Origin of the sequence: Pseudalkalibacillus berkeleyi (assembly GCF_021608225.1) — a bacterium.
Lineage (GTDB): Bacteria > Bacillota > Bacilli > Bacillales > Fictibacillaceae > Pseudalkalibacillus > Pseudalkalibacillus berkeleyi.
The window spans coordinates 2,175,459-2,198,601 of the sequence record NZ_JAKIJS010000001.1 but is presented as its reverse complement, the minus strand read 5'-3'; the positions used below and the strand labels follow the sequence as shown (position 1 = coordinate 2,198,601).

The following is a 23,143-nucleotide window of genomic DNA, read 5'->3' as shown; positions in this document are numbered from 1 at the left end:
TAGATAAGGAGGGATGAGTCATGTATAAACAGATCCATCATGTTTCATTAGAAGTGAAGAAGCTGAAGCGGGCTAGGTCTTTTTATGAAAAGGTGTTGAGGTTTGAAGTTAGTGAAGAAAGACCTGACTTTGACTTTGAGGGTATTTGGTACAACCTTGGGGGTACTCAGCTACACTTAATTGTAAATTCATCTCTCAATGAAGATGCAATGCCTACTTTAAATAGTAGAAGTGCTCATTTTGCGATTCGAGTGGATTCCGTTCAGGAATTAATCGATCGCCTCGAAAAAGCTGGGTGCACCTATTTAGATAAACCAGCCAGTAAAACCGGCTGGCATCAAGTGTTCGTACAAGATCCTGATGGAAATATTATTGAATTTAACGCTTAAGCGTTTTGTAATATTGACCGCGCTCAACATATTCAGTTCGGACGCGTTCCATCTCTTGTAGATCATTTTCATTGATGTTTCTAACGACCTTTGCGGGACGTCCAAACGCTAAGGTGTTCGGGGGAATTTTTTTGCCAGGTGGAACGAGACTACCTGCTCCGATAAATGCACCTTCACCAATTTCAGCACCGTCTAATATGAGTGAGCCCATTCCAATAAGTGCATTTTTCCGTATGGTACAGCTATGTAAGGTAACTTGGTGACCGACTGTAACATCGTCTTCAATGACAAGAGGTGTATTAGGGCTCTGGTGCAGCATGGAGAGGTCTTGAATGTTTACCCGCTTACCAATATAAGTAGGGGCTACATCTCCACGGATGACCGTATTAAACCAGATGGAAGATTTCTCTTGAATCGTCACATCGCCTGAGATTATTACACCATCAGCAATGTAAACACTTGAATCAATCTTAGGTTCTGAACCTTGATAAGGATAAATCAAAAGTATCATCCTCTTTCCTATGGGAATACATATAGTTGTATAAATCATAAGCAGTTTAGCAAATTATTGGCGAGAAGAAAAGGGGGAGCATCATGTGGATATGGGAAGCACCTGAAGCAAAGGCAGTCATCGTAATGGTGCATGGCGCAGGTGAGCATCATGGCAGATATGAATGGCTCTGTTCAAAATGGGTGTCAAAGGGCTATCATGTAGTTATGGGCGACCTACCTGGGCAAGGATTAACGCGTAGAAACCGCGGTCATATCCATTCCTTTGATGAATACATCGAAACGATAGAATCATGGGTAGATGAAGCGAAGCATTTTGATCTACCCATATATTTATTTGGGCATAGTATGGGCGGGCTTGCTGTAATTCGAACGGTTACAGAGAAGAATCTCCCATTAGCCGCTGTGCTTTTGTCATCTCCTGCTCTTGGAATCGTCGAGAAACCTCCAAAAGCGATAGATGCTGTATCGAAAGTTTTAAATAAAGTGTATCCGAGTTTACGATTAAGATCGAGTAAGGGTCGCCCAAGAGGGACGCGATCAGAAGAGGTTTTGAAACGAGACTCTGAGGATTTCCTACTTGTCAAAAAAGTATCCATCCGTTGGTACAGGGAGCTAATGGATGCGATGAAAGCTGCATTTGCCTCTGTTCATCGGTTTCCGGATCTGCCTTTATTAGTTGTTCAAGGCGGAGATGACTTGATTGTCGATAAAGAAAAGGTAAGGGAATGGTTCAACCAGTTGAATATGGCGGAAAAAGCCTATAAAGAATGGCCTGCACTTTACCATGAAGTATTGAATGATCCAGAACGTGGTCTCGTCTTCCAATATATACACCAGTATGTTGAATTAAATTTAATTGTAAGAGAAAAAAGTCATAAGGAGTGATGGCATGAATGTACCGTCACAACCATGGTCATTAATGAACAAAATATATAGACAAGTCCTCCCCTCGGTTCATAAAGAACTAGCGGTATGGAAACAACGGGCGGAACAAATTCCGAATAGCGAACTTAGGACACAAGCGCTAGAGAGCATAGATACAAAAACCTTTCATTGTGAGGGTGGAGGGATTTATGCTTTATTGAGTGCTGATGATAAGTGGCGAAGTGAAGTCATCCGGTTTATCATCGCCTACCAAACGATTAGCGATTATTTGGATAACCTCTGTGACCGAAGTACATCACTGGATCCTGAGGATTTTGCGCTATTACATCAATCAATGGAACATGCCTTATCGCCAGGTACTGAACTAGAAAATTATTATGCGCTACGTGAAGACCAAAATGACGGTGGCTACTTACACGACCTCGTCAGTACGTGCCAGACGATTTTAGCAAAATTACCGAGTTTTGAACAAATCGCAAAATCCCTAATTGAGCTAGAGCGGCATTATAGTAACCTGCAAATACATAAGCATGTCATTCATGAAGAGCGGGTTCCTCGTTTACAACAATGGTTTACCGAAAATGAACGAGACCTACCAGCTATGAGTTGGTATGAATTTTCGGCATGCGCAGGGTCGACAATCGGGATTTTCTGTCTAGTTTCTTATGCGACGAACAAAGACTTGAGTCCGGACCTTGTCGATAAAATTAAAGAAGGATATTTCCCGTGGATTCAAGGGTTACACATTATGATGGACTATTTAATTGATCAGGAAGAGGATCAGGAAGGCGGAGATCTGAATTTTTGTTTCTATTATGAGAACAAGGAACAGATGATGGATAGATTAATGCATTTCTTTAACAAGGCTGATGAAGCAGCAAGAGCCCTTCCACACTCTAGATTTCACTCATTGATTACACGTGGATTACTTGGCATATACTCTACCGATACAAAAGTGAAAAACCAGCCGGAAGTACAGAGTGTCTTTAAGAAGCTGATGCGAGCCGGTGGTTTGCCTGCTTACTACTTTTATTGGAACAGCTTCGTTTACCGGAAAGTGAAAACATCTTGATACGATGAGTAAGGAGTTACATGACTTGGTAGTAAAGTTATGTAACTTTTTTAATTTGTAATTACACATATTTAATAAGGTAGTCATATAATAGTGGAAATCTAAACAAATTTAATCCTTTACAACATTACCAAAACATTGTAAGATGATAATTAATTTAATAATAGAAACTTCTTATCTAGAGAGGCGGAGGGACTGGCCCTTTGATGCCCGGCAACCATCGAATCAATTATTTGATTGACGAGAACGGTGCCAATTCCTGTAGGATGGATTTATCCTAGAAGATGAGAGGATCGTACGGACTACTACGAACCCCTTTTCTTGCTAGATGAGAAACGGGTTTTTTTTTCGTTAGATTAGATCAAAAACTCTCGATAGAAGTTTCGTTATTCAGAAAGGAAAGATGAGAAATGGAATTAGCGATCTTTGGTGCTGGGTGCTTCTGGGGAGTTGAAGCATTCTTTGAGAAATTGGAAGGCATTACTGAAACTCGTGTCGGTTATACAGGTGGTTTCGTCGAAAATCCGACGTATGAGCAAGTGAAAACAGGAACAACTGGTCATGCAGAAGCAATAAAGATTCAATATGACCCCAACGTAATCACATATTCTGAATTAGTAGATATATTCTTTGGTGTACACGATCCTACTTCAAGAAATAAACAAGGGTTAGATATAGGACACCAATATCGTTCAGTCATTTTTTATTCTGATGTGAATCAACAAAACGTTGCAGAAAGAAAAATAAAGGAATGGACTGAGAAAGGTACCTTTAAGCTGCCAATCGTTACAGAAATCGAACCAGCTACATTCTTTTATGAAGCAGAAGAATATCATCAAAAGTATTTACAAAAGAACGGATCTGTCGCTTGCGGAATTTAATTTTAAAATAAACAAAACAAAAGCCGAACCCTCATTCGAGTAAGTTCGGCTTTTGTAGCATTTTAAAGTATTCATCTTTTTTCAACCGCAATTAAAAAGGGTGGGTTGTTTTTCTGATTAATGAACTGATATTGCATAACGTGAGCGGTTGGTTGATCTAGTTCTTTCAAGTAGCTCATGAGTTGTTCTTTTTCTTCTGATCCACCTTCGTGTCCGTAATAGACTACGAGGATAATCAAGCCACCTGGTCTCAAAATGTCTAGTAGAGATTGAACGGCTTTTAAAGTAGAATCAGGCTTAGTAATAATCTGTTTATCGCTGCCTGGCAAATAACCTAAGTTGAAAATGGCAGCTTGCACTTGGCCATGTTGATCACTTGGAATTACTTCTTTAACACTTTCATGACCTTTTAGAAGGATTTGCGCTCTGTTTTCTAATCCTCTTTCTTGTAACCGTTCTTTCGTATTCGTAACGGCTTTTTCTTGGACATCGAATCCATATACCTGACCGGTTTCACCGACTAGTTCAGCGAGGTAAACTGTGTCATGCCCGTTTCCCATCGTTGCGTCAACGACGATGCCACCAGGTTCAACCACCTTCTGAAGTAACTCTTTCGCAAAAGGGAGCACTCGACTTAAGTTCATTTGGTAGTCACCCCAACAGGCTCATAATACTTTCCTTGATAGCTGTCTCGTCGCTCTAGCTCTGCCTCAATGGAATTGAGAACATTCCATTTGTTCAAACTCCACATCGGACCAATTAATAGATCAGCAGGACCGTCACCTGTTAAACGGTGAATCATCATGTCAGGCGGGATTATTTCTAGCTGATCACAGACAAGCTGAATATACGTATCGAAATCCAAGAATTCCACTAATCCCTTTTCGTATTGTTTCACCATAGGTGTCTTTTTCAACAAATGGAGAAGGTGAATTTTGATCCCTTGCACATCGAGCTTTGCTACTTCTCGTGCAGTTTCCATCATCATTTCAGGTGTTTCTTGTGGGAGACCATTGATAATATGTGCGCACACTCGGATGCCATGTTTTCTAAGCTTATTGACGCCATCGACATAACATTGGTAGTCATGTGCACGGTTAATGAGATCAGCCGTTTCTTCATGAACGGTTTGAAGGCCAAGCTCTATCCATAAGTATGTTCGCTCATTAAGTTCTGAGAGATATTCGACGACATCATCTGGAAGGCAGTCTGGTCTTGTCGCGATCGCAAGTCCAACAACACCTTCTTGTTCTAAAATCACTTCAAATTTCTCGCGAAGTTCTTCTACCGGTGCATGTGTATTTGAAAAGGCCTGAAAGTATCCGATATACTTACCCGACTTCCATTTACGATGCATGCGGTCTTTAATCGTATGGAACTGTTTCACAAGGTCATCTTTGCGGTCTCCGGCAAAATCGCCCGAACCACTTTGTGAACAAAACGTACAACCACCTGATGCAACGGTTCCATCTCGATTCGGACAATCAAAACCACCATCGATCGGTACTTTAATGATTTTTGAGCCAAAGTGTTCTTTTAAATGCTTGTTCCATGTATAGTAACGTTTATCTCCAAAGTGAGAAGGTACAGACATAAGCTTCCCTTTCTTTTCATGGTTATTTTCTTGCTAGAGGATGTTCAAAATTTGAACACGCACTTCTAGGCATATTTTAGCATGGGAATGTAATCGCGCCAAACCGGATCATCATGCGGAAAGAATTTGTCTTTAATAAGCATAATTTCAACAGGTTTGTGTAATAGAATAGAAATGGGAGGAGTTGCAAAATGATACGAAAGCATCCTTTACTATTAATAGGATTGACATTGGTCATCCTATTTGTCTTGTTTGGTGTTTTTCACAATACGTTGACGCAATTTGATTTGGTGATCATGCATCTTATATGGGACATACGTTCAGACTGGCTGTCAACTGTATTTGTTTTCATAACGGAAATTGGCTCTGCAAAAATCTCCATTCCTTTAATGATCCTCTTAGTTATCTATTTTTCAGTAAATAAAAATAGTAAGCTTGCATTGATATTAATGTTTAATCTGATTGGTGTAAGGACAATGAATCGATGGTTGAAAGCAGGATTTAATCGTACAAGACCAGACGAAAACCCATTAATTGAAGTAGGTGGGTTAAGCTTTCCGAGTGGACACTCAATGAACTCGACAGCGTTCTTTGGGTTTTTAGGTTATTTAATTTGGGTTGTTTTACGGAAAAAAGGACGCGAGGCAGGCTATGTTTTATGGGTCACCGGAGGCTTGATTTTATTGATCGGATTAAGCAGAGTATACTTAGGCGTCCACTTCCCAAGTGATGTACTTGCAGGATTTACAGCAGGAGGTATTTGGTTGATTCTTACCATTCTTCTGTTCAAAGGACTAAGCAATAATGGCGACAAAGGAGATATTTGATGAGTAAGTTGAAAGCTGCAGAGGAGATAGCGATAAAGGCTCATGAAGGTCAATTTCGTAAGTTGTCTGGGGAATCTTATGTCGTTCATCCGATTGCGGTAGCAAAAATTTTACACGAAGCTGGATTACCAGAAGACATAGTAATCGCTGGCTTCCTGCATGATACCGTTGAAGATACAGCACTTGAGTATGAGGATATTGAACAAGCATTTGGATTAGAAGTTGTACGAATTGTAAAAGGAAATACAGAAGATAAAACAAAGTCATGGGACGAACGGAAGCAAAATACGGTTGAATACATAAAGAATGCCACTTTCGATGTGAAGGCACTCATTGTCGCAGATAAACTGGATAATTTGAAAAGCTTGATCGAATACTATGAGTCCGATGGCGATCAAATATGGGAACAATTTAAAGGGAACAAAGAAAAGCAAAGCTGGTATTATAGAAGTGTTGCTGAAAATGCTTTGATCGGATTGGAGGACGTAGCAGTCCCGGAGTACTTTCACACATACAAAAAGCTCGCCAATGACTTTTTCGGGAAGGTATAATCATTGTCCAAAAAGCCTATCATGATAAGGATCCATTTTTGGAAAAAACCTTGACATTTTCTGAGAACGTGCATACAATACAAATTACATTATTCATAAAAATGAATGCATTGAAGAGGATTAGTAAAATAGTAAACGGTCTTAGAGAGTTGGCGGCTGCTGAAAGCCAACCCGAACACTATTTGAACTCGCCTCCGAGCTATAAACGTGAACGAGTTTCATGTAGCGTTTATCGTCCCTCCGCGATAAGGAGCTAGAGTGAGTGCAAGAGATTTTGCACTAATGCGGGTGGTACCGCGGGAAGGCTTTGTTTATTCAACCTCTCGTCCCTGATATGTTGATCAGTGGCGGGAGGTTTTTACTATTTTCTGGCGATTTATTAACGGCGAATTTCTGCGTTAACTCGTTACTCCGGTTCTCACGTAGGATTTAACTACGCTCCGATCCTCGTAACATCGTTGCCTTGAACTTCTTGTTCCTAAATCACCAGGTGTGTGAAAGATTACCTTCTGATCTCTGCGTTGTCTTGTTCTTTCAGACTTGCACAGGGATGTGCTAACAAAGTGGTAGTAATAATGTACTGTTTTCCACAAGCTGGAGGGAAAGTTCCACAAGTTAGCTGAAAAGTTCCACAAGCGGGAAGGAATGTTCCCCAAGCTAGCTGTTAAAACGACAATAATTATCGTTCATCTGGGTGTTTATCACCTTTTAGATACATCTAATCAGAGAGATCATACTTAAAAACCTAACAATGAATGGGAGTGGCTTGAAAAATGGCTTTTGATCATCAACAGATTGAGCGCAAGTGGCAATCGCATTGGGAAGAAAACAAAACGTTCAAAACAGAATTTGAACCGGACAAAAAGAAGTTTTACGCACTAGATATGTTTCCGTATCCATCTGGAGCGGGACTTCACGTTGGTCATCCAGAAGGTTACACTGCAACCGACATCGTTGCTCGTATGAAACGTATGCAAGGATTTAACGTTCTTCATCCAATCGGTTGGGACGCATTTGGACTTCCCGCTGAGCAATATGCTTTAGATACTGGAAATGATCCAGCAGATTTTACCGCACAAAACATCAACACATTTCGCCGACAGATTAAAGAACTTGGCTTCTCTTATGACTGGGATCGCGAAGTGAACACGACGGATCCGAACTATTACAAATGGACGCAGTGGATTTTCCTACAACTTTATAAGAAAGGCTTAGCTTATATTGATGAGGTTGCCGTTAACTGGTGTCCAGCATTAGGGACGGTCCTTGCGAATGAAGAAGTAATCGATGGTAAAAGTGAACGCGGTGGGCATCCCGTCATCCGTAAACCGATGAAACAGTGGATGTTGAAAATTACAGCATACGCAGATCGCCTTTTAGAAGACCTTGAAGAGTTGGATTGGCCGGAAAGCTTAAAAGAAATGCAACGCAATTGGATCGGTCGTTCTGAAGGTGCGGAAATCACTTTCGATATCACTAACACTGACAAGTCGGTTACTGTATTTACAACTCGACCAGATACATTGTTCGGTGCGACATATATGGTATTAGCTCCTGAACATGCATACGTGGAAGAAATTACGTCACCTGAGCAAAAAGCTGCAGTTGAAGCTTACCAAAAAGAAATTAGCACGAAAAGTGACTTAGAGCGTACAGAACTTTCAAAAGAAAAATCAGGTGTTTTCACTGGTGCTTACGCGATTAACCCGGTTAACGGAAAAGAAGTTCCCGTTTGGATTGCAGACTATGTGCTTGTCAGTTACGGTACAGGCGCGATTATGGCTGTTCCTGGACACGACGAGCGTGACTACGAGTTTGCGACGAAATTCGAACTTCCAATCGTTGAAGTTGTAAAAGGTGGAGACATTTCGAAAGAAGCTTATACAGAAGATGGCGAAATCGTTAACTCTGATTTCTTGAATGGAATGAACAAGGAAAAAGCGATCGCAACGATGATTACGTGGTTGGAAGAGAACAACAAAGGTGAAAAGAAAACGACTTACCGCCTTCGTGACTGGTTGTTTAGTCGCCAGCGTTATTGGGGCGAGCCAATTCCAATTATCCATTGGGAAGATGGCACAATGAGTGCTGTCCCTGATGAAGAGTTACCATTAACACTTCCGAAAACGAGTAACATCAAACCTTCTGGTACAGGTGAATCACCACTTGCGAACATAGAAGATTGGGTGAACGTTGTCGATCCTGAAACAGGTAAAAAAGGTCGTCGTGAAACGAATACGATGCCACAATGGGCAGGAAGCTGCTGGTACTACTTACGTTATATCGATCCAACGAACAACGATGCGTTAGCATCTGAAGAGAAACTGAAGCACTGGCTACCAGTCGATCTTTATATCGGTGGGGCAGAGCACGCGGTACTCCACTTATTGTACGCTCGGTTCTGGCACAAAGTTTTATATGATGTAGGTGTTGTCCCAACGAAAGAGCCATTCCAACGCTTGTATAACCAAGGGATGATTCTTGGTGAAAACAACGAGAAGATGAGTAAGTCGAAAGGGAACGTCGTGAATCCAGATGATATTGTGAAATCACACGGTGGAGATACGTTACGCCTTTATGAAATGTTCATGGGACCACTTGATGCAAGTATCGCTTGGTCGGAAAACGGCTTAGATGGTTCACGAAGATTCTTAGACCGAATTTGGCGTCTATTCGTTGAAGAGGATGGGTCACTTTCTGGAAAAATCCAAGACGTTCAAGCTCCAGAGCAATTTGAGCGTGTGTACCATCAAACGGTCAAAAAGGTAACGGAAGATTTCCAAGAGCTACGTTTCAATGTCGGTATTTCTCAACTGATGGTATTCATCAATGAGGCCTACAAGCAAGACGTATTGCAAAAAGAGATGATGGAAGGTTTCGTTCAATTGCTATCTCCAGTTGCTCCTCATATTACAGAAGAGCTTTGGGAGAAGTTAGGACACGAAGAATCAATCACATACTCAGAGTGGCCATCATACGATGAGTCGAAAATGACAGAGAATGAAGTAGAAATCGTCGTTCAAATCAACGGTAAAGTAAGAGCAAAATTACTCGTTCCGACAGATGCGAATAAGGATCAGTTAGAAGAAATCGCACTATCTGACGATAAAGTAAAAGAAAACATAGACGGCAAGACTGTACGTAAGGTCATTGCAGTGCCAGGAAAATTAGTCAATATCGTTGCGAACTAAATATAAGAACGACAAGGGGATTGACCGAAAGTAGGTCAATCCCCTCTGTACTGTGATGTATCATCAAAACACAGGATAGGTTATGGTTCATATTCCCTATTGTGGGGGAATTGATGCTGTATTCGCCCGAAAAGTGTTCAGGAAGAGACGAGCATTGATTAAATAGCATATAGTAGAGGAGTTGCTGTGAAAAGCAACTTCTTTTCACATTAAGAAAGTATAATAATGTGGTCGCTATGATGAGGTGTCTAGCTTCGCCACCAGACACTTGGATCACTTCAACCTTCCTGTGGTGGCGACACATTGAGCCACAAATTAGGATAATCCCACGCAGAACCGAACTTTGTTTGGTTCGAGCCTCCTCGTCGGACTTACAGTGACCATCGTGACTGACATGGGCGCTTGCGCTTTTCTTATTTTCTCTTCCAATAAAATCAATCGCTTTACTTTTTTAAGTGAAGTTCGTAAAATGAATGGCGAAGTAAAAAATATAAACTGATCTTGATTATAGATGAAAGGAATGATGAGGATGGAGGATTATACTGTCCGCACAATTACGCCTGAAGAAGTAGACCAACTGTTGAAAGAAGGAAAAAACGTTTCGATCATAGATGTTCGTGAGGATGAAGAAGTTGCAGCCGGAAAGATTCCTGAAGCAAAGCATATCCGCCTCTCAGAAATTTCGGAGCGCATGGAAGAGATTAACAAGGACGAAGAGCATATCATGGTTTGCCGTTCCGGGAGACGAAGTGAAAATGCGAGTCTTTTCTTACAAGAGCAAGGGTACAAGGTGAAGAACATGACTGGTGGCATGCTTGAGTGGGAAGGCGACACGAAGTAATAATTGCGAAAGAGAAAGGGGAAGTTGATTAATGATATGGGAACTTGGCTTGCTGTTTGCAGCAGCATACGTTTTTTTCTCCTATATACTTCCTTATATGAAGCTCAAAACATTTGAGCAAGAAGCATTAGGTGAGTTTTGTATGATCGACATACGAGATTATCAATTGTCTCATCGAAATCCGTTTAACCAGACAACGAAAAATATTCCATTGTCTTATTTACCAAGAACGACGAAGGAAGAAGAGATTTGTGAACATGATATCGTCGTTGTTGCAGAATCAAAGATTGCTGCGGCAATGGCAGCACGAATTTTAAAGAAAAAAACAAAGAAATTTATATACTATGTTACCGTATCCTGACAAAAGTAGTTTGCTTTCGTCAAAGGATATTAAACACTCCCAGGTGAACTTACTAATGAGCGAAGTTCCTAGGGGGTGGTTTTTTATGTTACAAGTGAAAATCTTTGAAGCGGAACATGAAGAGGACCTAGAGGAATCCATTAATGAATTTTTCACGGAGCTATTGCCATCTAAGTTCATAAGCATACAGTACCAGGTTTCAATCGCTGCAGACGAAGAGACTGCAGACTTCGAATCGCTTTATAGTTTTTCGGCAATGATTCTTTACCGAAAATGAAAAAGGACAAAACACGGTAGGTCTGTCCTTTTTTTAAGTCATATTCGTTTGATCCTTTAGGGGTCTTAACGATAGAGATCTTCTGCTTTGCGACGAATGCTCATTAATCCGTTGTCATCATTATCGTAGATTTCAAATCCGAATTGCTCGTATAAGCCTTGTGCGTCTTTTGTAACGAGCATTAACCTGCGTAATCGCTGCAAATCTGGATGATCCATGATTTCTGATATAAGCCATTTAGATAAACCTCGACCTCGGTATGCTTCAACTACAAACACATCGGCCATATATCCGAAGGTTGCATAATCGGTTACAACACGAGCGAAACCTACTTGTTCTTCAGTATCCTCAACGAAAATGCCAAAGCACAACGAATGATTCATTGATTCTTTTACTGTTTCAAAATCAATTCCCTTCGCCCAATACGATTTTTCTTTTAAAAATGAGTGGACGAAGACTAGGTCCATTTTGTTAAGGTCAGTCGTTATCGTGTAACCATCCATAGATCGCGTTACCTCCTAAGCTTGATGATCACTTGCGTTCGTACCGGCTAAATGCCCTGTAACGAATGCACTCGTAATGTTATAGCCACCTGTATATCCGTGAATGTCTAGAATTTCTCCACAAAAATATAAATTCGAAACAAACTTAGATCGCATCGTTTTCGGCTCTACTTCTTTTGTTGAAACGCCTCCGCCCGTTACGAAAGCTTTTTCAATTGGTAACGTTCCGTTCACATTGAACGTAAATCCTTTCACAAGTGATGCGAAATCTCGTAATGCGGCATGTGAAACTTGTGCGTATACAGTTTCGAGAGGGATATTGGCTTTGTCCAATAGAAAGTGGAGATACCGTTCAGGAATCCACCCTTTCAAGGCATTCTTAATTGCTTTCTTTGGTTCATCCTTCAACATCTTCATTATGTCTTGAAAGACTTCTTCATTATTTTTGTCAGGCATGAGATCAATCCGCATCGGTACATGGCCATCTTTACTCTTGTTGAGTGCTTTAACGACAAATTGACTACACCTTAATACTGCAGGACCCGAAATACCAAGGTGAGTGAAAATCATGTCCATACGATGGGTGATAATAGGTTTTCCATTTGGCTTCAGCACGCTTAATTCAACATCACGTAAGGAGATCCCTTGTAACGCTTTTTCTTTAATAAAGCGTTCATTTGAAGTTAGTGGCACCTCTGTTGGATATAGTTTTGTAATTGTATGCCCTGCATCTTCAGCCCACACATATCCATCTCCAGTAGAGCCTGTATGAGGGACGGACTTTCCACCAACCGCAATGATTACGGCATTGCTTTCTATTTTTTCTCCGTCTCTGAGGAGAATACCTTTAGCTTCTTGATTCTTATAAATTACTTTTTCGACTTGTGTATTTGTACGGATTTTCACCCCTAGGTCATGAATCTTATTCAGCATGGCGTCTACGACAGACTGTGCTTTGTTATTGACAGGGAACATCCGCCCGTGGTCTTCTTCCTTTAATTCAATACCTAATCCTTCAAAAAAGGCGATAATATCTTCATTGTTGAAAATGTTAAACGCACTGTATAAGAACTTTCCATTACCAGGGATGTGCTTGATGATTTCATTAATGGGTAGACGATTAGTAACATTACAACGCCCTCCACCTGATATCGCGAGCTTCCGACCGAGTTTATTTCCTTTATCTACTAATAGAACAGAGGCTCCATTTGAGGCACTTGCGACAGCTGCCATTAGTCCAGATGGACCGCCTCCGATAATAATTACATCATATTTCATATCCTACACCTACTTTTACTTGACTCCATAGTAAGATACCATGTTTAGTACGAAAAGAAAATGAGAGGAGTAATCAATATATGAACAACACTTATACACCTTCAATAACAGAAGCGCATACACCAGATGATGGTGGATGGACGACGTATGGAGAATCGAACGTTTTATTATTATCCATTCGACAGTTTACCGAACTGGTTCAACTTGAAAACAAAGGGTATTCCTATGCGTGGCTTTGGGATGAATCTTCTAATGGCTACATATTTTGTATCAAGTTAAATAGTGGAGAAGAGCGAGCCATTCTATTTGCAGAAGATCATGCTGGCAAGCTATTAATGGAGAGTGAAGGTAGTGGGGTCTTCACAATTGCCCTAACTTCTCTACCTTTGGAACAAGTAGATGATGCAACTACAATTTTATGGTTACCTGGAATTGAATTGAACCCCCAACCGTAGAGAATGGAAAAGCTTTCGCGAAAGCTATCATACTGTGGTAAAATACATAAGATTAAATGTTATGGCATTGGGAGTTGGACGTATATATGTCAAAGCTAATTCGTGGCACGCTGCTTTTGACAGCGGCTACTTTCATTTCTAAATTTTTAGGTCTGATTTTTGTTATACCTTTTGAGAAACTCGTAGAGTCTCCAGATGTATCTGGAGGTGCATTGTACAATTATGCATATCAGCCTTATACCATTTTACTTAGTATTTCGACGCTAGGTTTACCATTAGCCGTTTCTAAATTCGTGTCTAAATATAATGCTTTAGGAGATTATGTGACCGGGAGACGCCTTTTAAAATCAGGATTATTGTTGATGTCGTTAAGTGGAGTACTTGCCTTTTTGCTGTTATTCTTCTCGGCAGAGTGGATTGCTCAGTACCTAGTAGAAGACAAAGGAACGAAAGGTAATTCGATCGGTGATGTGACGATGGTCATACGACTTGTTTCTACTGCCTTGTTGATCGTACCGAGCATGAGCTTGATCAGAGGCTACTTTCAAGGTTTCCAATCTATGGGTCCGACAGCACTTTCTCAAATTGTTGAACAAATAGTCAGAATCGGTTTTATCTTAATAAGTGCTTTCGTAATTATGAAAATTTTTAATGGGCAAATAAGCACCGCTGTAGGATTCGCTACTTTTGCAGCGTTCATTGGTGCACTCGCATCATTAATCATTTTGATTTGGTATTGGAAGAAGCGTAAACCTCACCTTGATAAAATGATGAAGGACAGTGAGAATCATAAAATTCCACTAGTAAAGATGTATAAAGAGTTAATTGGATATGCAATCCCATTTGTAGCAGTTGGATTAGCTATACCGATTTATTCAAATATTGATATGTTCACAATCAACAATGCGTTGAGAAGTGGACTAGGATATGACCTAGGTCAAGCAGAAGCTTATTTTGCAGTCATGCAAACTTATGCACAGAAACTCATCATGATCCCTGTTTCACTATCGACAGGACTAGCATTAGCAGTAATACCGTTGATTACGACACTTTATACCCAAAAGGACTTTAGCACACTGCAGAACCAAATTACTAAAACATTCGAGATCATTTTATTCCTGACTGTTCCTGCAGGGGTAGGGCTAGCGATTCTCGGTTTTCCAGCTTACTCAACTTTGTTTTCAAACAACATTGAAATCGGTGGATTTGTTTTATCTTGGTATGCACCGACAGCTATTTTATTCGCTTTGTTTACAGTGACGGCAGCCATTCTTCAAGGGATCAACAAACAACGATTTGCAGTTTATAGTTTATTGATAGGCGTTTTTGTAAAGCTTAGTTTGAACTATGTACTGATCGCTTCTTTCGGCATATCTGGAGCGATCATAGGGACTAACTTAGGATACACATTATCAATCGTAATCAATTTAATCATTATTAAACGGGCTGCGAAGTATTCGTTTAAACCAGTGTTCAAACGCACGTTATTAATTGGGATGTTCATTGGAATGATGGTGCTTACGGTACTTCTTACTAAATGGGGAATGGAATCGCTTGTGGGGAAAGACTATACGAAAACCTTCACTTCGTTTTCAGTATTACTAGTAAGTGTCATTGCAGGAGCAGGGGTCTATCTATATATGAGTCACTTCTCAGGGCTCCTACAACACATATTCGGTGATCGGATTGACCGATTCTTTAAACGGAGAAAAACGCGAGCAAATTAAAAGGCCTTTTACGGGCCTTCTTTTTTTGATGTATAAACCTTTTAGGATTTAGATTGTTTCAACTGCTCATCAAACCAAGCGAGTTGTTGTCCGATTCCGAGTCCTTTCATCGGTATAAGATATTCGAATCCTTTTTCCTCAAGTTGAGGTTCTAAGTGATCTCTGTAAACTTTACCACCATGCAAATATACTTCAACCTTCTCAGGTGATTCATATTGTTGAAACTTTTCAATGACCTTGCGAGCCCAAACTTTTTTCTCCATGATAGAGAAAGTTTTGATAGACAGATCATAAGGTTCTAATGTTTGATCGGGTAGTAACAATCCGTCTTTCGCATTATAGAAGTAAACCGCATCGTAATGCTCTTTTGCATACTGAACAGATTTCTGAAACAATGGGCTTGTATAAAATTCAAGTACAGGTGCGGGATGTCCTAGTTTTTTTCTTCCAGTAGCAAGTAATCCGATCTTTCGCTTCAATGGTACCCCTCCTTTTGCACTATTTTTCTTATTATACACTCTTCATTTAAAAATAAGCTACCATTTTACAATTGTTGGGAGGATAACTTTTATGAGAATTGATAAATTTTTAGCAAATATGAACTATGGAAGCCGGAATGATGTAAAGAAAATGCTCAAAAAAGGTCTCGTCAAAGTAAATGATCAATCCGTGAAAAATGGAAAGACCCATGTAGACGTTGAGCAAGACGTCATTACAGTCGGTGGAGAAGTAGTTGAATATGTGAAATATATATATTTAATGTTGAATAAACCAGACGGTGTCATTTCTGCAACTGAGGATGGTCGTCATGAAACGGTTATCGATCTACTTAATTTAGAAGATGCAGCGTTTGAACCCTTTCCTGTTGGCCGCTTAGATAAGGATACGGAAGGATTACTACTCATTACAAATGATGGTCGATTGGCTCATGAACTGCTGTCTCCTAAGAAGCATGTTCAAAAAGTTTATTTTGCAGTAATTGATGGAGAAGTCACGCAGGACGATCAAATTGCTTTCCGAAAAGGGGTTACGCTCGAGGATGGTTATGAAACGAAACCAGCTGATTTGAAAATTTTAAAAAGTGGAGCAACTTCAGAAATTGAGTTGACGATTACGGAGGGAAAATTTCATCAAGTAAAGAGGATGTTTGAAGCCGTAGGAAAAAAGGTTACATATTTAAAAAGAATTGAAATGGGCGCGTTAAAGCTTGATCCCGAACTTAACCTTGGGGAATACAGAGCTTTAACAGAAGACGAACTTCTCTCTATTGGTGCAGTTTCTTCTCATGAAGAATAACTCTTGTTTGCTCGCTCTTCTGATTGTTTCAATTCTCGTAGAGTAGGGTAATAATCAAACATCCACGAAAGGAGAATCTAATATGTTGATATTCGGTAAAGACATCTTAAATAAAGAAATTGTCAGTAGTGAATCCTCAGAATCATTTAACCATATGGTGGAAGACATCCTTCTAAATAAAAAGACATTTGATTTAGACTATCTACTTTATGTAGATAAAAGACCTGAAGAGAACGCTCAAGAAAACCGCCTTGAAACGTCAATGGATAATGTCGTGAACAGTGTTGGTGGTCTTAATGCAACGAATACATCACCAGTAACAAATGAGGACGCGCACTTTAAGAATTACACGAAAGAAACATTTTATATTCCCTTTAACGCTGTACAAAATCTTGGTGAAGACAAAGTAAAGATTTCTGGCATAGAAAAGCAATCACATGATCCAATTGATTCGATTACGACAGATTCAATTATTCACAAAAAAGTAAAAACAGAAAGCGGAGAAACAATCGGGAAGGTACAGGATGTTATTATCGACTGGGAGCAATCAAGAGCTGTGGGGCTATCTTTATCCGATGGATTTTGGGCAAAGCTCATGTCCAATACGAATCGCTACATGAGGCTTGAAGATAATATCAAATTGGAAACGGAAGATATTATCGTTCCTGAACATATGAAAGATCATCTAGTTGATGACATTAACGACGTGCATCCGAAATAATACAAATAGGGAGCTGACCTATAAACGGTCAGCTCCTTTCATATTTACTGCGCTATTTTAACTTTTTTTGATGTCGTGTTCCATTCCCCTCTAGTGGGGCTCGCTACAAGGTTGTTGTACGTTAATACGTTTAAATCTCGCTGAATCGTTCTCTTTGTCGTACCAAATTCGTCGACAAGTTGTTGTGTTGTTACCGGACCGCTTTCATTAATATACATATAAATAGCTTTTACACGGTTCAACATCCGTTCAGTCGAATGACTCAAACAACCACTCCTTACCTTATTTAACGACTTCATGGTTACTATACCAATTCCATGTTAAGCAGATATTAAGCAAGTATTGAATGATTTGATAAATTGGTACAATCGCATAAATCGTTTACAATGGGAGGAAACTGATGACAAAGCAATGTGATGTACTGTTCATCCGTATCGTGATGTACTCCTCCACTCCAATCCCCATTTTGAGTGGATTTCGTAACTACAACCCCACCTCCTAGTTAAAAATATTGTATAATAATTCTGTGAATAATTCAAAACCCAAATCCAATTATTTGGTAAAAAGTGGAGAAAGGAGGATCATGTGCAATTTTTTAAATGGCTACGCGTTAGAGTAATAAAATTAAGTAATTGGGTATTAATGGCGATGACTTTTACACTCGTCTTTTTCAGTTCACTCATCATGGTGATTATTGAACCCGAAACATTTACCAGTCTCTTCGAATCCCTTTGGTGGGTTATGACGACAGTAACGACTGTAGGGTATGGCGACATTTCTCCAACATCAGTAGGTGGACGTATTTATGCAATGTTTTTATACATAATTGGCATTGGATTAATCGGGGTTGTGATAGGTAAAGTTGTAGACAGTTTCGGTGCATTTAGACGAAGAAAGGAGGAAGGATTGTTGGCATATAAAGGAAATGGACATATTGTGATTATTGGTTGGTCTAGGAAAGCGAAATTTGCAATTGAAGAAATATTACAAACTGAGAATTTTCGTGAAATCGTTATTATTGATCAGTTGAAAAAAGCACCTTTCTTACATGAGCATGTTCACTATGTGAAGGGAGATCCTGCAGAACAGGACGTACTAATGCAGGCGAATCTCCAGGAAGCGGCAGCTGTATTGTTATTTGCAGATGGTTCAATACAGGATCCATTATTGACCGATGGAAAAACATTGTTGATTGTCACAACGATTGAGCGGATATCACCGGAGATTCATAGCACAGTAGAAATATTGAACGAAGAACATATAAAGAACTTCCGTCATGTCGATGTGGATGAATTTATTTTGTCCAACGAAACGATTTCTAGGTTAGCTGTTCGTTCTGCAATCTCAAATGGCATCTCGAAAATCTTCAGCCAATTGATGAGCCACGGAATAGGAGATAACCTATACGAAATTCCTTCTCGGAAAGAGTGGAGAACGTACAAGGATGCCTTTGAAGACTTGCTTCAAGAAGGGGCAACACTGATTTCAGATGGGGATAAAATGGATATCAATCGCCGCTTGAATGAGACATTGTATCCTGATTCACGTCTGTTCGTGATTTGTGATAAAGAAACGTTTGATAAAATAAAACGTAAATCTTAACACCAACCTGGAGGGATCAACGGATGATTAATTGGAAAGAGGAAGTAGAGAAACGGAAGGCATCCCTCATAGAGGATCTGCAAGCCCTACTACAAATTGAAAGCACGTTAGACCATGATACGGCTAGAGAAGGTGCGCCGTTCGGAGAGAAAATCAACCAAGCGCTCGTTCACTTACTTGAAAAAGGTGAGTCTGATGGATTTCAGAGTAAAAATGTAGATGGCTATGCAGGGCACTTAGAATTTGGCAGCGGGGAAGAGCTTGTGGGCGTCCTTTGTCATATTGATGTCGTACCTGCAGGTGATGGATGGAGTTCAGATCCATTTGCGGCTGAGATTCGGGACGGTAGAATTTACGCAAGAGGTGCGATCGATGATAAAGGCCCGACGATGGCAGCTTATTATGCGATGAAAATCGTCCAAGAGCTTGGACTGAAACTGAACAAGCGGGTTCGAATCATTTTCGGTACAGATGAAGAGAGCAACTGGCAGTGCGTGAAGCATTATTTCAAGCACGAAGAGATGCCAACTATGGGATTTGCCCCAGATGCAGCTTTTCCAATCATTTATGCTGAAAAAGGGCTATATGACTGCGAATGGAAGCAAAAAGATTTTACAAAGTCGGTAGACGGAGATGTTCGCTTAATTTCATTCGATTCCGGACGAAGACTGAATATGGTCCCGGATTATGCTGAAGCAGTCGTTGGAGGACTTTCTGGAGATGTGGTTGACGATTACAGATCGTTTATCCAGGAAAATGGATTGAACGGAGACGCACATGTAGCCGGTGATCAAGTAACATTCAAGTTGGAAGGGCTCTCCGTACACGGCAGTAAACCTCATACGGGTAAAAATGCAGGATTATTCTTGGCAGCTTTTCTTTCTGGGCATTCGTTTGATCCGAATGGAGATTCGTTCATTCGATTGGTGAATGACTACTTGACTGCTGATACAGAAGGGGCAAAGCTAGGGATTCGGGATTCGGATGAAATTACCGGTGAGTTAACAATGAACGCGGGAACCTTCGTTTACACGGCCAATGAAGGCGGTCGAATTGGGATGAACCTCCGTTACCCTGTTTCCCATGATTTTGAGCGAACTCATAAGGTTTTAACGGATGTCGGGGAGAAATACGGTTACGAGTTGTGTGAAATTGAACACTTGAAACCGCATCATGTGCCAAAAGATCATCCATTAATCAAAACTTTGCTGAACGTTTACGAGGAGCAAACAGGGGATGAAGGCTATTTGATCTCTATTGGAGGAGGCACTTATGCACGATCACTTGATGCAGGGGTAGCGTTCGGCGCGTTATTCCCAGGTGACCCAGAACTCGCCCACCAAAAAGACGAATATATAGACATTGAAAATCTTCTAAAAGCAACAGCCATATATGCACAAGCAATCTATGAACTAGCAAAATAGAACGAAGAAGAAACCACTCGAGAGAAAACTCGAGTGGTTTTATTATGGGCTACTATAATTCCATAAGGAAGATTTTTGTACCAAAAATCTATACCGAATTGGGTGGGGGGAGGCTTAAGCGGTAGCGGTGCTGCTCTAAGGGTGCTCGGTAGGGGGGGAATCACTCTACGGAGCACTTAAATAGGTGCTATGGGTGCTCGGTAGCGAGAAGACCGTTCTACGGAGCACTCAAAGAGGTGCTATGAGTGCTCGGTAGCAAGGAAATCGTTCTACGGAGCACTCAAAGAGGTGCTATGGGTGCTCGGTAGCGAGAAGACCGTTCTACGGAGCACTCAAAGAGGTGCTATGAGTGCTCGGTAGCGAGAAGATCGTTCTACGGAGCACTCAAAGAGGTGCTATGAGTGCTCGGTAGCAAGGAAATCGTTCTACGGAGCACTCAAAGAGGTGCTATGAGTGCTCGGTAGCAAGGAAATCGTTCTACGGAGCACCAATCTTGATAGATAACCGCGTTATTACTGATAATATGAGGATTTGCCATGACCTACTAATGTATAGTTGTTAACCAAGATATTCCGCATTGCCTTTTTAGATTTAACCACCTTGCACCATTCTTGTATTCTATTCGTCGTTACTTTTTCAAGGGGAAAGAGCAACCGATATTCATCCACTGTTCTGATTACTGCAGTTTGATAGGGTTCTACAATCCCGCAGACTTTGCAGTGCAGGTGTGTCCCTTTGAAATAATCGTACATGGTGTGACATCTCAGACAAAATATTCCTTTTTCAAGTTGTTCGTATTTATAATCGGGTAATCGAAATGGTGGGGGGTTCACAATGTGATGCGAGAGGAGTTTTTTAGCTAACGCAGTGTGTTTGTTCGTAATGTGTGATTGTTCTCTTTCCAATTTGTTCATGAATTTTTTAATCTGAGAGGGGAAAATGATCGGTAAGTTACGAGGGGCTTGATACAACTGGAATTCTGGATTAACAAAAATCAAGTGACATTCAATCGGCGTTTTATTGCCAAGTGACGTTAGTATGCCCCTGAGTAAAACTTCATTGCGGTGTAATTGATGGATGGGATTCTTAATTTGTTTCTCAGATGACATCGAATACCATATGTCTTTCTCGATATAAAAGTCACCTTCAAAATTTTTAACTTCGAAGAGGTGGATCTTTGGGGTTGTGATGATTAGGGAATCGGTTTGAAACATCGTATTGTTGTGCTCAAGTATCAAATCATTAATGAATATCCGTCCTTCTTCAAGAGGCTGAACTATTTCATCAAACACAACTTCACCTGCGTATCCTTTTTCAAGGCTGTGATAGTACATTTCATCTTGTTCAAATAAATTCATCCGTACATGTAACGATCTCATTATTTTCAATTCATTCGATTCATTGCGGTATTTCAAAATCAATACACATTCCTCCTTTTATTCAATGATAAATTTTCTCCCATTTCATCACAATAAAAAAATTGCATTTTCCATGACTTGCGTTACAATCTACAGAGTAATTATTTATGTTTTAGTCAGGAGATCGCTTATGAGACTTAAATTTGAACGGATTCCAGTTAATATTAGTTTATTCTACTTCTTTATTTTCTTCGGTTTCGGTACGCTTTTTCCATTATTAAGTGTTTATTTGAAGCAAGATGTTGGTTTATCAGGGACACAAATCGGGGCAATTATGTCAGTCAGTCCAGTTGTCATGATCATCGCTCAGCCGATTTGGGGGATCATTTGTGATTATACGAGGCGGCCGAGGGCGGTTCTGATTTTCACATTAACGATGAGTGCATTCATTGCGCTTCCGTTCGTTTATATGGATTCTTATATGGGCTTTATCTTAATTTCAATTATGCTCGCAGTCTTCCAAAGTGCTGTCGTACCGGTATCGGACAGTATCACACTTAATTATGTGATGGCGAATAAGAAAGACTACGGAAATTACCGCTTATGGGGTGCACTTGGTTTTGCGATGGCGGTTTACCTAATGGGGTCCCTTGCTGAAAAATTAGGCTTAACACTCATTTTCTATAGCTTTACAGCGGCATTACTGATTTGTACAATCTTCGTCCTATCGATGCCAAAAGAGAGCAATTCCTTACAAGTGGACTTGCGGTCTGGTTTTGTTCGACTGATTAAAATGCCGAAGTTCATCCTCTTTTTATTTACAACGTTCTGTGTCTTTGGTCCGATTCATTCGAATAACTTCTACTTTGGACTATATATTCAGGAGTTGGGAGGTACGCTTGCGGGTGTTGGACTTGCCTTCTTACTAGCGGCCGGTAGTGAAGCGCCGTTCATGAAATTCTCCGGTGGTTGGATTCGTAAGGCAGGGTACGAAAAAATCTTAATCGCTGCCACATTGATTTCCTCTATTCGGTGGTTTTATTATTTTACAGAACCTAGCTTAGTGGCTGTATATGCAACAACAATTGCACAAGGATTTTCAATTGGATTGTTCATACCTGCTGCTCTTCAATACGTTCGAAAAATTGCTCCAGATGATGTGAAGGCAACGGCTGTAGCCTTATATAGTTCAATGGGCAATGGACTCGGAAGTTGGTTCTGTACATTTATCGGAGGCATTATTTATGATGCATTTTCCTTATTCGGGTTGTACTTATTCTTTGGGATTACAACGGCAGTTGGGTTGGTCTTATTACTGATTAACCTCAAGGTTGTTTCCGGCGCACCTGCGGCAACTTCATAAATCATAAAAAACGACCTCTCAGCTAATTGTAAGA

At 40.4% G+C, this 23,143-nt stretch carries 25 protein-coding genes, 1 riboswitch and 1 other annotated feature; of the genes, 17 read left to right on the top strand and 8 right to left on the bottom strand.

The annotated features are described in order from the left end of the window. Positions 1–20 precede the first annotated feature (20 nt). The gene (locus tag L2716_RS11535; protein WP_236334749.1) at positions 21–389 is read left to right on the top strand and encodes a VOC family protein; all 369 of its coding nucleotides are present in this window, start codon (positions 21–23) and stop codon (positions 387–389) included. Here the strand turns inward: L2716_RS11535 and L2716_RS11530 are convergent. Then, positions 379–891: a gamma carbonic anhydrase gene (locus L2716_RS11530; RefSeq protein ID WP_236334747.1), complete on the bottom strand. Its 513-nt coding sequence runs from the start codon at positions 889–891 to the stop codon at positions 379–381. The two genes, L2716_RS11535 and L2716_RS11530, sit on opposite strands and share 11 nt — an antisense overlap. Before the next feature lie 92 nt (positions 892–983). On the opposite strand from L2716_RS11530, the gene L2716_RS11525 reads away from it, so the two are divergent. The 3 genes from L2716_RS11525 to msrA all read left to right on the top strand — a co-directional run bounded on the left by L2716_RS11525 (position 984) and on the right by msrA (position 3,740). After that, entirely contained in the window at positions 984–1,787 is an 804-nt protein-coding gene (locus tag L2716_RS11525; protein ID WP_236334745.1) for an alpha/beta hydrolase, read from the top strand. Positions 1,788–1,791: 4 nt separating this feature from the next. After that, complete coding sequence (locus tag L2716_RS11520; RefSeq protein WP_236334744.1) at positions 1,792–2,859, top strand: tetraprenyl-beta-curcumene synthase family protein; 1,068 nt, start codon at positions 1,792–1,794, stop codon at positions 2,857–2,859. A 171-nt stretch (positions 2,860–3,030) separates the two neighbouring features. Continuing rightward, positions 3,031–3,150, top strand: a riboswitch (SAM riboswitch). A 119-nt stretch (positions 3,151–3,269) separates the two neighbouring features. Next, the gene (msrA, locus tag L2716_RS11515; RefSeq protein WP_236334743.1) at positions 3,270–3,740 is read left to right on the top strand and encodes a peptide-methionine (S)-S-oxide reductase MsrA; all 471 of its coding nucleotides are present in this window, start codon (positions 3,270–3,272) and stop codon (positions 3,738–3,740) included. 71 nt (positions 3,741–3,811) lie between these two features. On the opposite strand, the gene mnmM is transcribed toward msrA, so the two are convergent. Together mnmM and mnmL are read right to left on the bottom strand one after the other, a co-directional pair. After that, the gene (gene mnmM / locus L2716_RS11510; protein ID WP_236334741.1) at positions 3,812–4,384 is read right to left on the bottom strand and encodes a tRNA 5-(aminomethyl)-2-thiouridylate-methyltransferase MnmM; all 573 of its coding nucleotides are present in this window, start codon (positions 4,382–4,384) and stop codon (positions 3,812–3,814) included. Then, a complete protein-coding gene (gene mnmL / locus L2716_RS11505) occupies positions 4,381–5,334 on the bottom strand; it encodes a tRNA modification radical SAM protein MnmL/YtqA (protein WP_236334739.1) in 954 nt (317 codons plus the stop codon). The genes mnmM and mnmL overlap by 4 nt, the downstream gene beginning before the upstream one ends. Before the next feature lie 191 nt (positions 5,335–5,525). On the opposite strand from mnmL, the gene L2716_RS11500 reads away from it, so the two are divergent. The 6 genes from L2716_RS11500 to L2716_RS11475 all read left to right on the top strand — a co-directional run bounded on the left by L2716_RS11500 (position 5,526) and on the right by L2716_RS11475 (position 11,382). Continuing rightward, entirely contained in the window at positions 5,526–6,161 is a 636-nt protein-coding gene (locus L2716_RS11500; protein WP_236334737.1) for a phosphatase PAP2 family protein, read from the top strand. Beyond that, positions 6,161–6,712: an HD domain-containing protein gene (locus L2716_RS11495; RefSeq protein ID WP_236334735.1), complete on the top strand. Its 552-nt coding sequence runs from the start codon at positions 6,161–6,163 to the stop codon at positions 6,710–6,712. The genes L2716_RS11500 and L2716_RS11495 overlap by 1 nt, the downstream gene beginning before the upstream one ends. A 101-nt stretch (positions 6,713–6,813) precedes the next feature. Next, positions 6,814–7,046 (top strand) — a binding site (T-box leader). 439 nt (positions 7,047–7,485) lie between these two features. Beyond that, positions 7,486–9,903: a leucine--tRNA ligase gene (leuS, locus tag L2716_RS11490; protein ID WP_236334733.1), complete on the top strand. Its 2,418-nt coding sequence runs from the start codon at positions 7,486–7,488 to the stop codon at positions 9,901–9,903. A 529-nt stretch (positions 9,904–10,432) separates the two neighbouring features. Continuing rightward, entirely contained in the window at positions 10,433–10,744 is a 312-nt protein-coding gene (locus tag L2716_RS11485; protein WP_236334730.1) for a rhodanese-like domain-containing protein, read from the top strand. Between the two features lie 31 nt (positions 10,745–10,775). Further along, positions 10,776–11,105, top strand: coding sequence for a rhodanese-like domain-containing protein (locus L2716_RS11480; protein WP_236334729.1), 330 nt, complete (start codon positions 10,776–10,778; stop codon positions 11,103–11,105). Between the two features lie 85 nt (positions 11,106–11,190). Beyond that, the gene (locus tag L2716_RS11475; protein ID WP_236334727.1) at positions 11,191–11,382 is read left to right on the top strand and encodes a sporulation protein Cse60; all 192 of its coding nucleotides are present in this window, start codon (positions 11,191–11,193) and stop codon (positions 11,380–11,382) included. A gap of 65 nt (positions 11,383–11,447) precedes the next feature. On the opposite strand, the gene L2716_RS11470 is transcribed toward L2716_RS11475, so the two are convergent. Together L2716_RS11470 and L2716_RS11465 are read right to left on the bottom strand one after the other, a co-directional pair. Then, positions 11,448–11,885 carry a GNAT family N-acetyltransferase gene (locus tag L2716_RS11470; protein ID WP_236334724.1) on the bottom strand — a complete coding sequence of 146 codons (438 nt, stop codon included), beginning with the start codon at positions 11,883–11,885 and terminating at the stop codon, positions 11,448–11,450. Between the two features lie 15 nt (positions 11,886–11,900). Beyond that, on the bottom strand, positions 11,901–13,163 hold the full coding sequence (locus tag L2716_RS11465; protein ID WP_236334722.1) for a BaiN/RdsA family NAD(P)/FAD-dependent oxidoreductase: 1,263 nt from the start codon (positions 13,161–13,163) through the stop codon (positions 11,901–11,903). 80 nt (positions 13,164–13,243) lie between these two features. Between L2716_RS11465 and L2716_RS11460 the strand changes: the two genes are divergently transcribed. After that, complete coding sequence (locus tag L2716_RS11460; protein WP_236334720.1) at positions 13,244–13,618, top strand: eIF2A family protein; 375 nt, start codon at positions 13,244–13,246, stop codon at positions 13,616–13,618. A gap of 86 nt (positions 13,619–13,704) precedes the next feature. Then, positions 13,705–15,345 (top strand): putative polysaccharide biosynthesis protein, encoded by a 1,641-nt coding sequence (locus L2716_RS11455; RefSeq protein WP_236334718.1) that lies wholly within the window; start codon positions 13,705–13,707, stop codon positions 15,343–15,345. Between the two features lie 41 nt (positions 15,346–15,386). On the opposite strand, the gene L2716_RS11450 is transcribed toward L2716_RS11455, so the two are convergent. Next, positions 15,387–15,824 (bottom strand): DUF6884 domain-containing protein, encoded by a 438-nt coding sequence (locus L2716_RS11450; protein ID WP_236334717.1) that lies wholly within the window; start codon positions 15,822–15,824, stop codon positions 15,387–15,389. Positions 15,825–15,915: 91 nt separating this feature from the next. On the opposite strand from L2716_RS11450, the gene L2716_RS11445 reads away from it, so the two are divergent. Both L2716_RS11445 and L2716_RS11440 read left to right on the top strand, forming a co-directional pair. Further along, positions 15,916–16,641: a pseudouridine synthase gene (locus L2716_RS11445; RefSeq protein ID WP_236334715.1), complete on the top strand. Its 726-nt coding sequence runs from the start codon at positions 15,916–15,918 to the stop codon at positions 16,639–16,641. 82 nt (positions 16,642–16,723) lie between these two features. Further along, on the top strand, positions 16,724–17,362 hold the full coding sequence (locus L2716_RS11440; RefSeq protein ID WP_236334713.1) for a PRC-barrel domain-containing protein: 639 nt from the start codon (positions 16,724–16,726) through the stop codon (positions 17,360–17,362). A 44-nt stretch (positions 17,363–17,406) separates the two neighbouring features. Here L2716_RS11440 and L2716_RS11435 read toward each other — a convergent pair whose 3' ends face one another. Beyond that, complete coding sequence (locus L2716_RS11435; RefSeq protein WP_236334711.1) at positions 17,407–17,628, bottom strand: DeoR family transcriptional regulator; 222 nt, start codon at positions 17,626–17,628, stop codon at positions 17,407–17,409. Positions 17,629–17,947: 319 nt separating this feature from the next. On the opposite strand from L2716_RS11435, the gene L2716_RS11430 reads away from it, so the two are divergent. Together L2716_RS11430 and pepV are read left to right on the top strand one after the other, a co-directional pair. Beyond that, entirely contained in the window at positions 17,948–18,964 is a 1,017-nt protein-coding gene (locus tag L2716_RS11430; RefSeq protein ID WP_236334708.1) for a potassium channel family protein, read from the top strand. Between the two features lie 23 nt (positions 18,965–18,987). Beyond that, positions 18,988–20,388 carry a dipeptidase PepV gene (gene pepV, locus L2716_RS11425; protein ID WP_236334706.1) on the top strand — a complete coding sequence of 467 codons (1,401 nt, stop codon included), beginning with the start codon at positions 18,988–18,990 and terminating at the stop codon, positions 20,386–20,388. 512 nt (positions 20,389–20,900) lie between these two features. On the opposite strand, the gene L2716_RS11420 is transcribed toward pepV, so the two are convergent. Further along, on the bottom strand, positions 20,901–21,809 hold the full coding sequence (locus tag L2716_RS11420) for a nuclease-related domain-containing protein (RefSeq protein WP_236334704.1): 909 nt from the start codon (positions 21,807–21,809) through the stop codon (positions 20,901–20,903). Positions 21,810–21,936: 127 nt separating this feature from the next. Between L2716_RS11420 and L2716_RS11415 the strand changes: the two genes are divergently transcribed. Then, entirely contained in the window at positions 21,937–23,109 is a 1,173-nt protein-coding gene (locus L2716_RS11415; RefSeq protein WP_236334701.1) for an MFS transporter, read from the top strand. Positions 23,110–23,143: the final 34 nt, after the last annotated feature.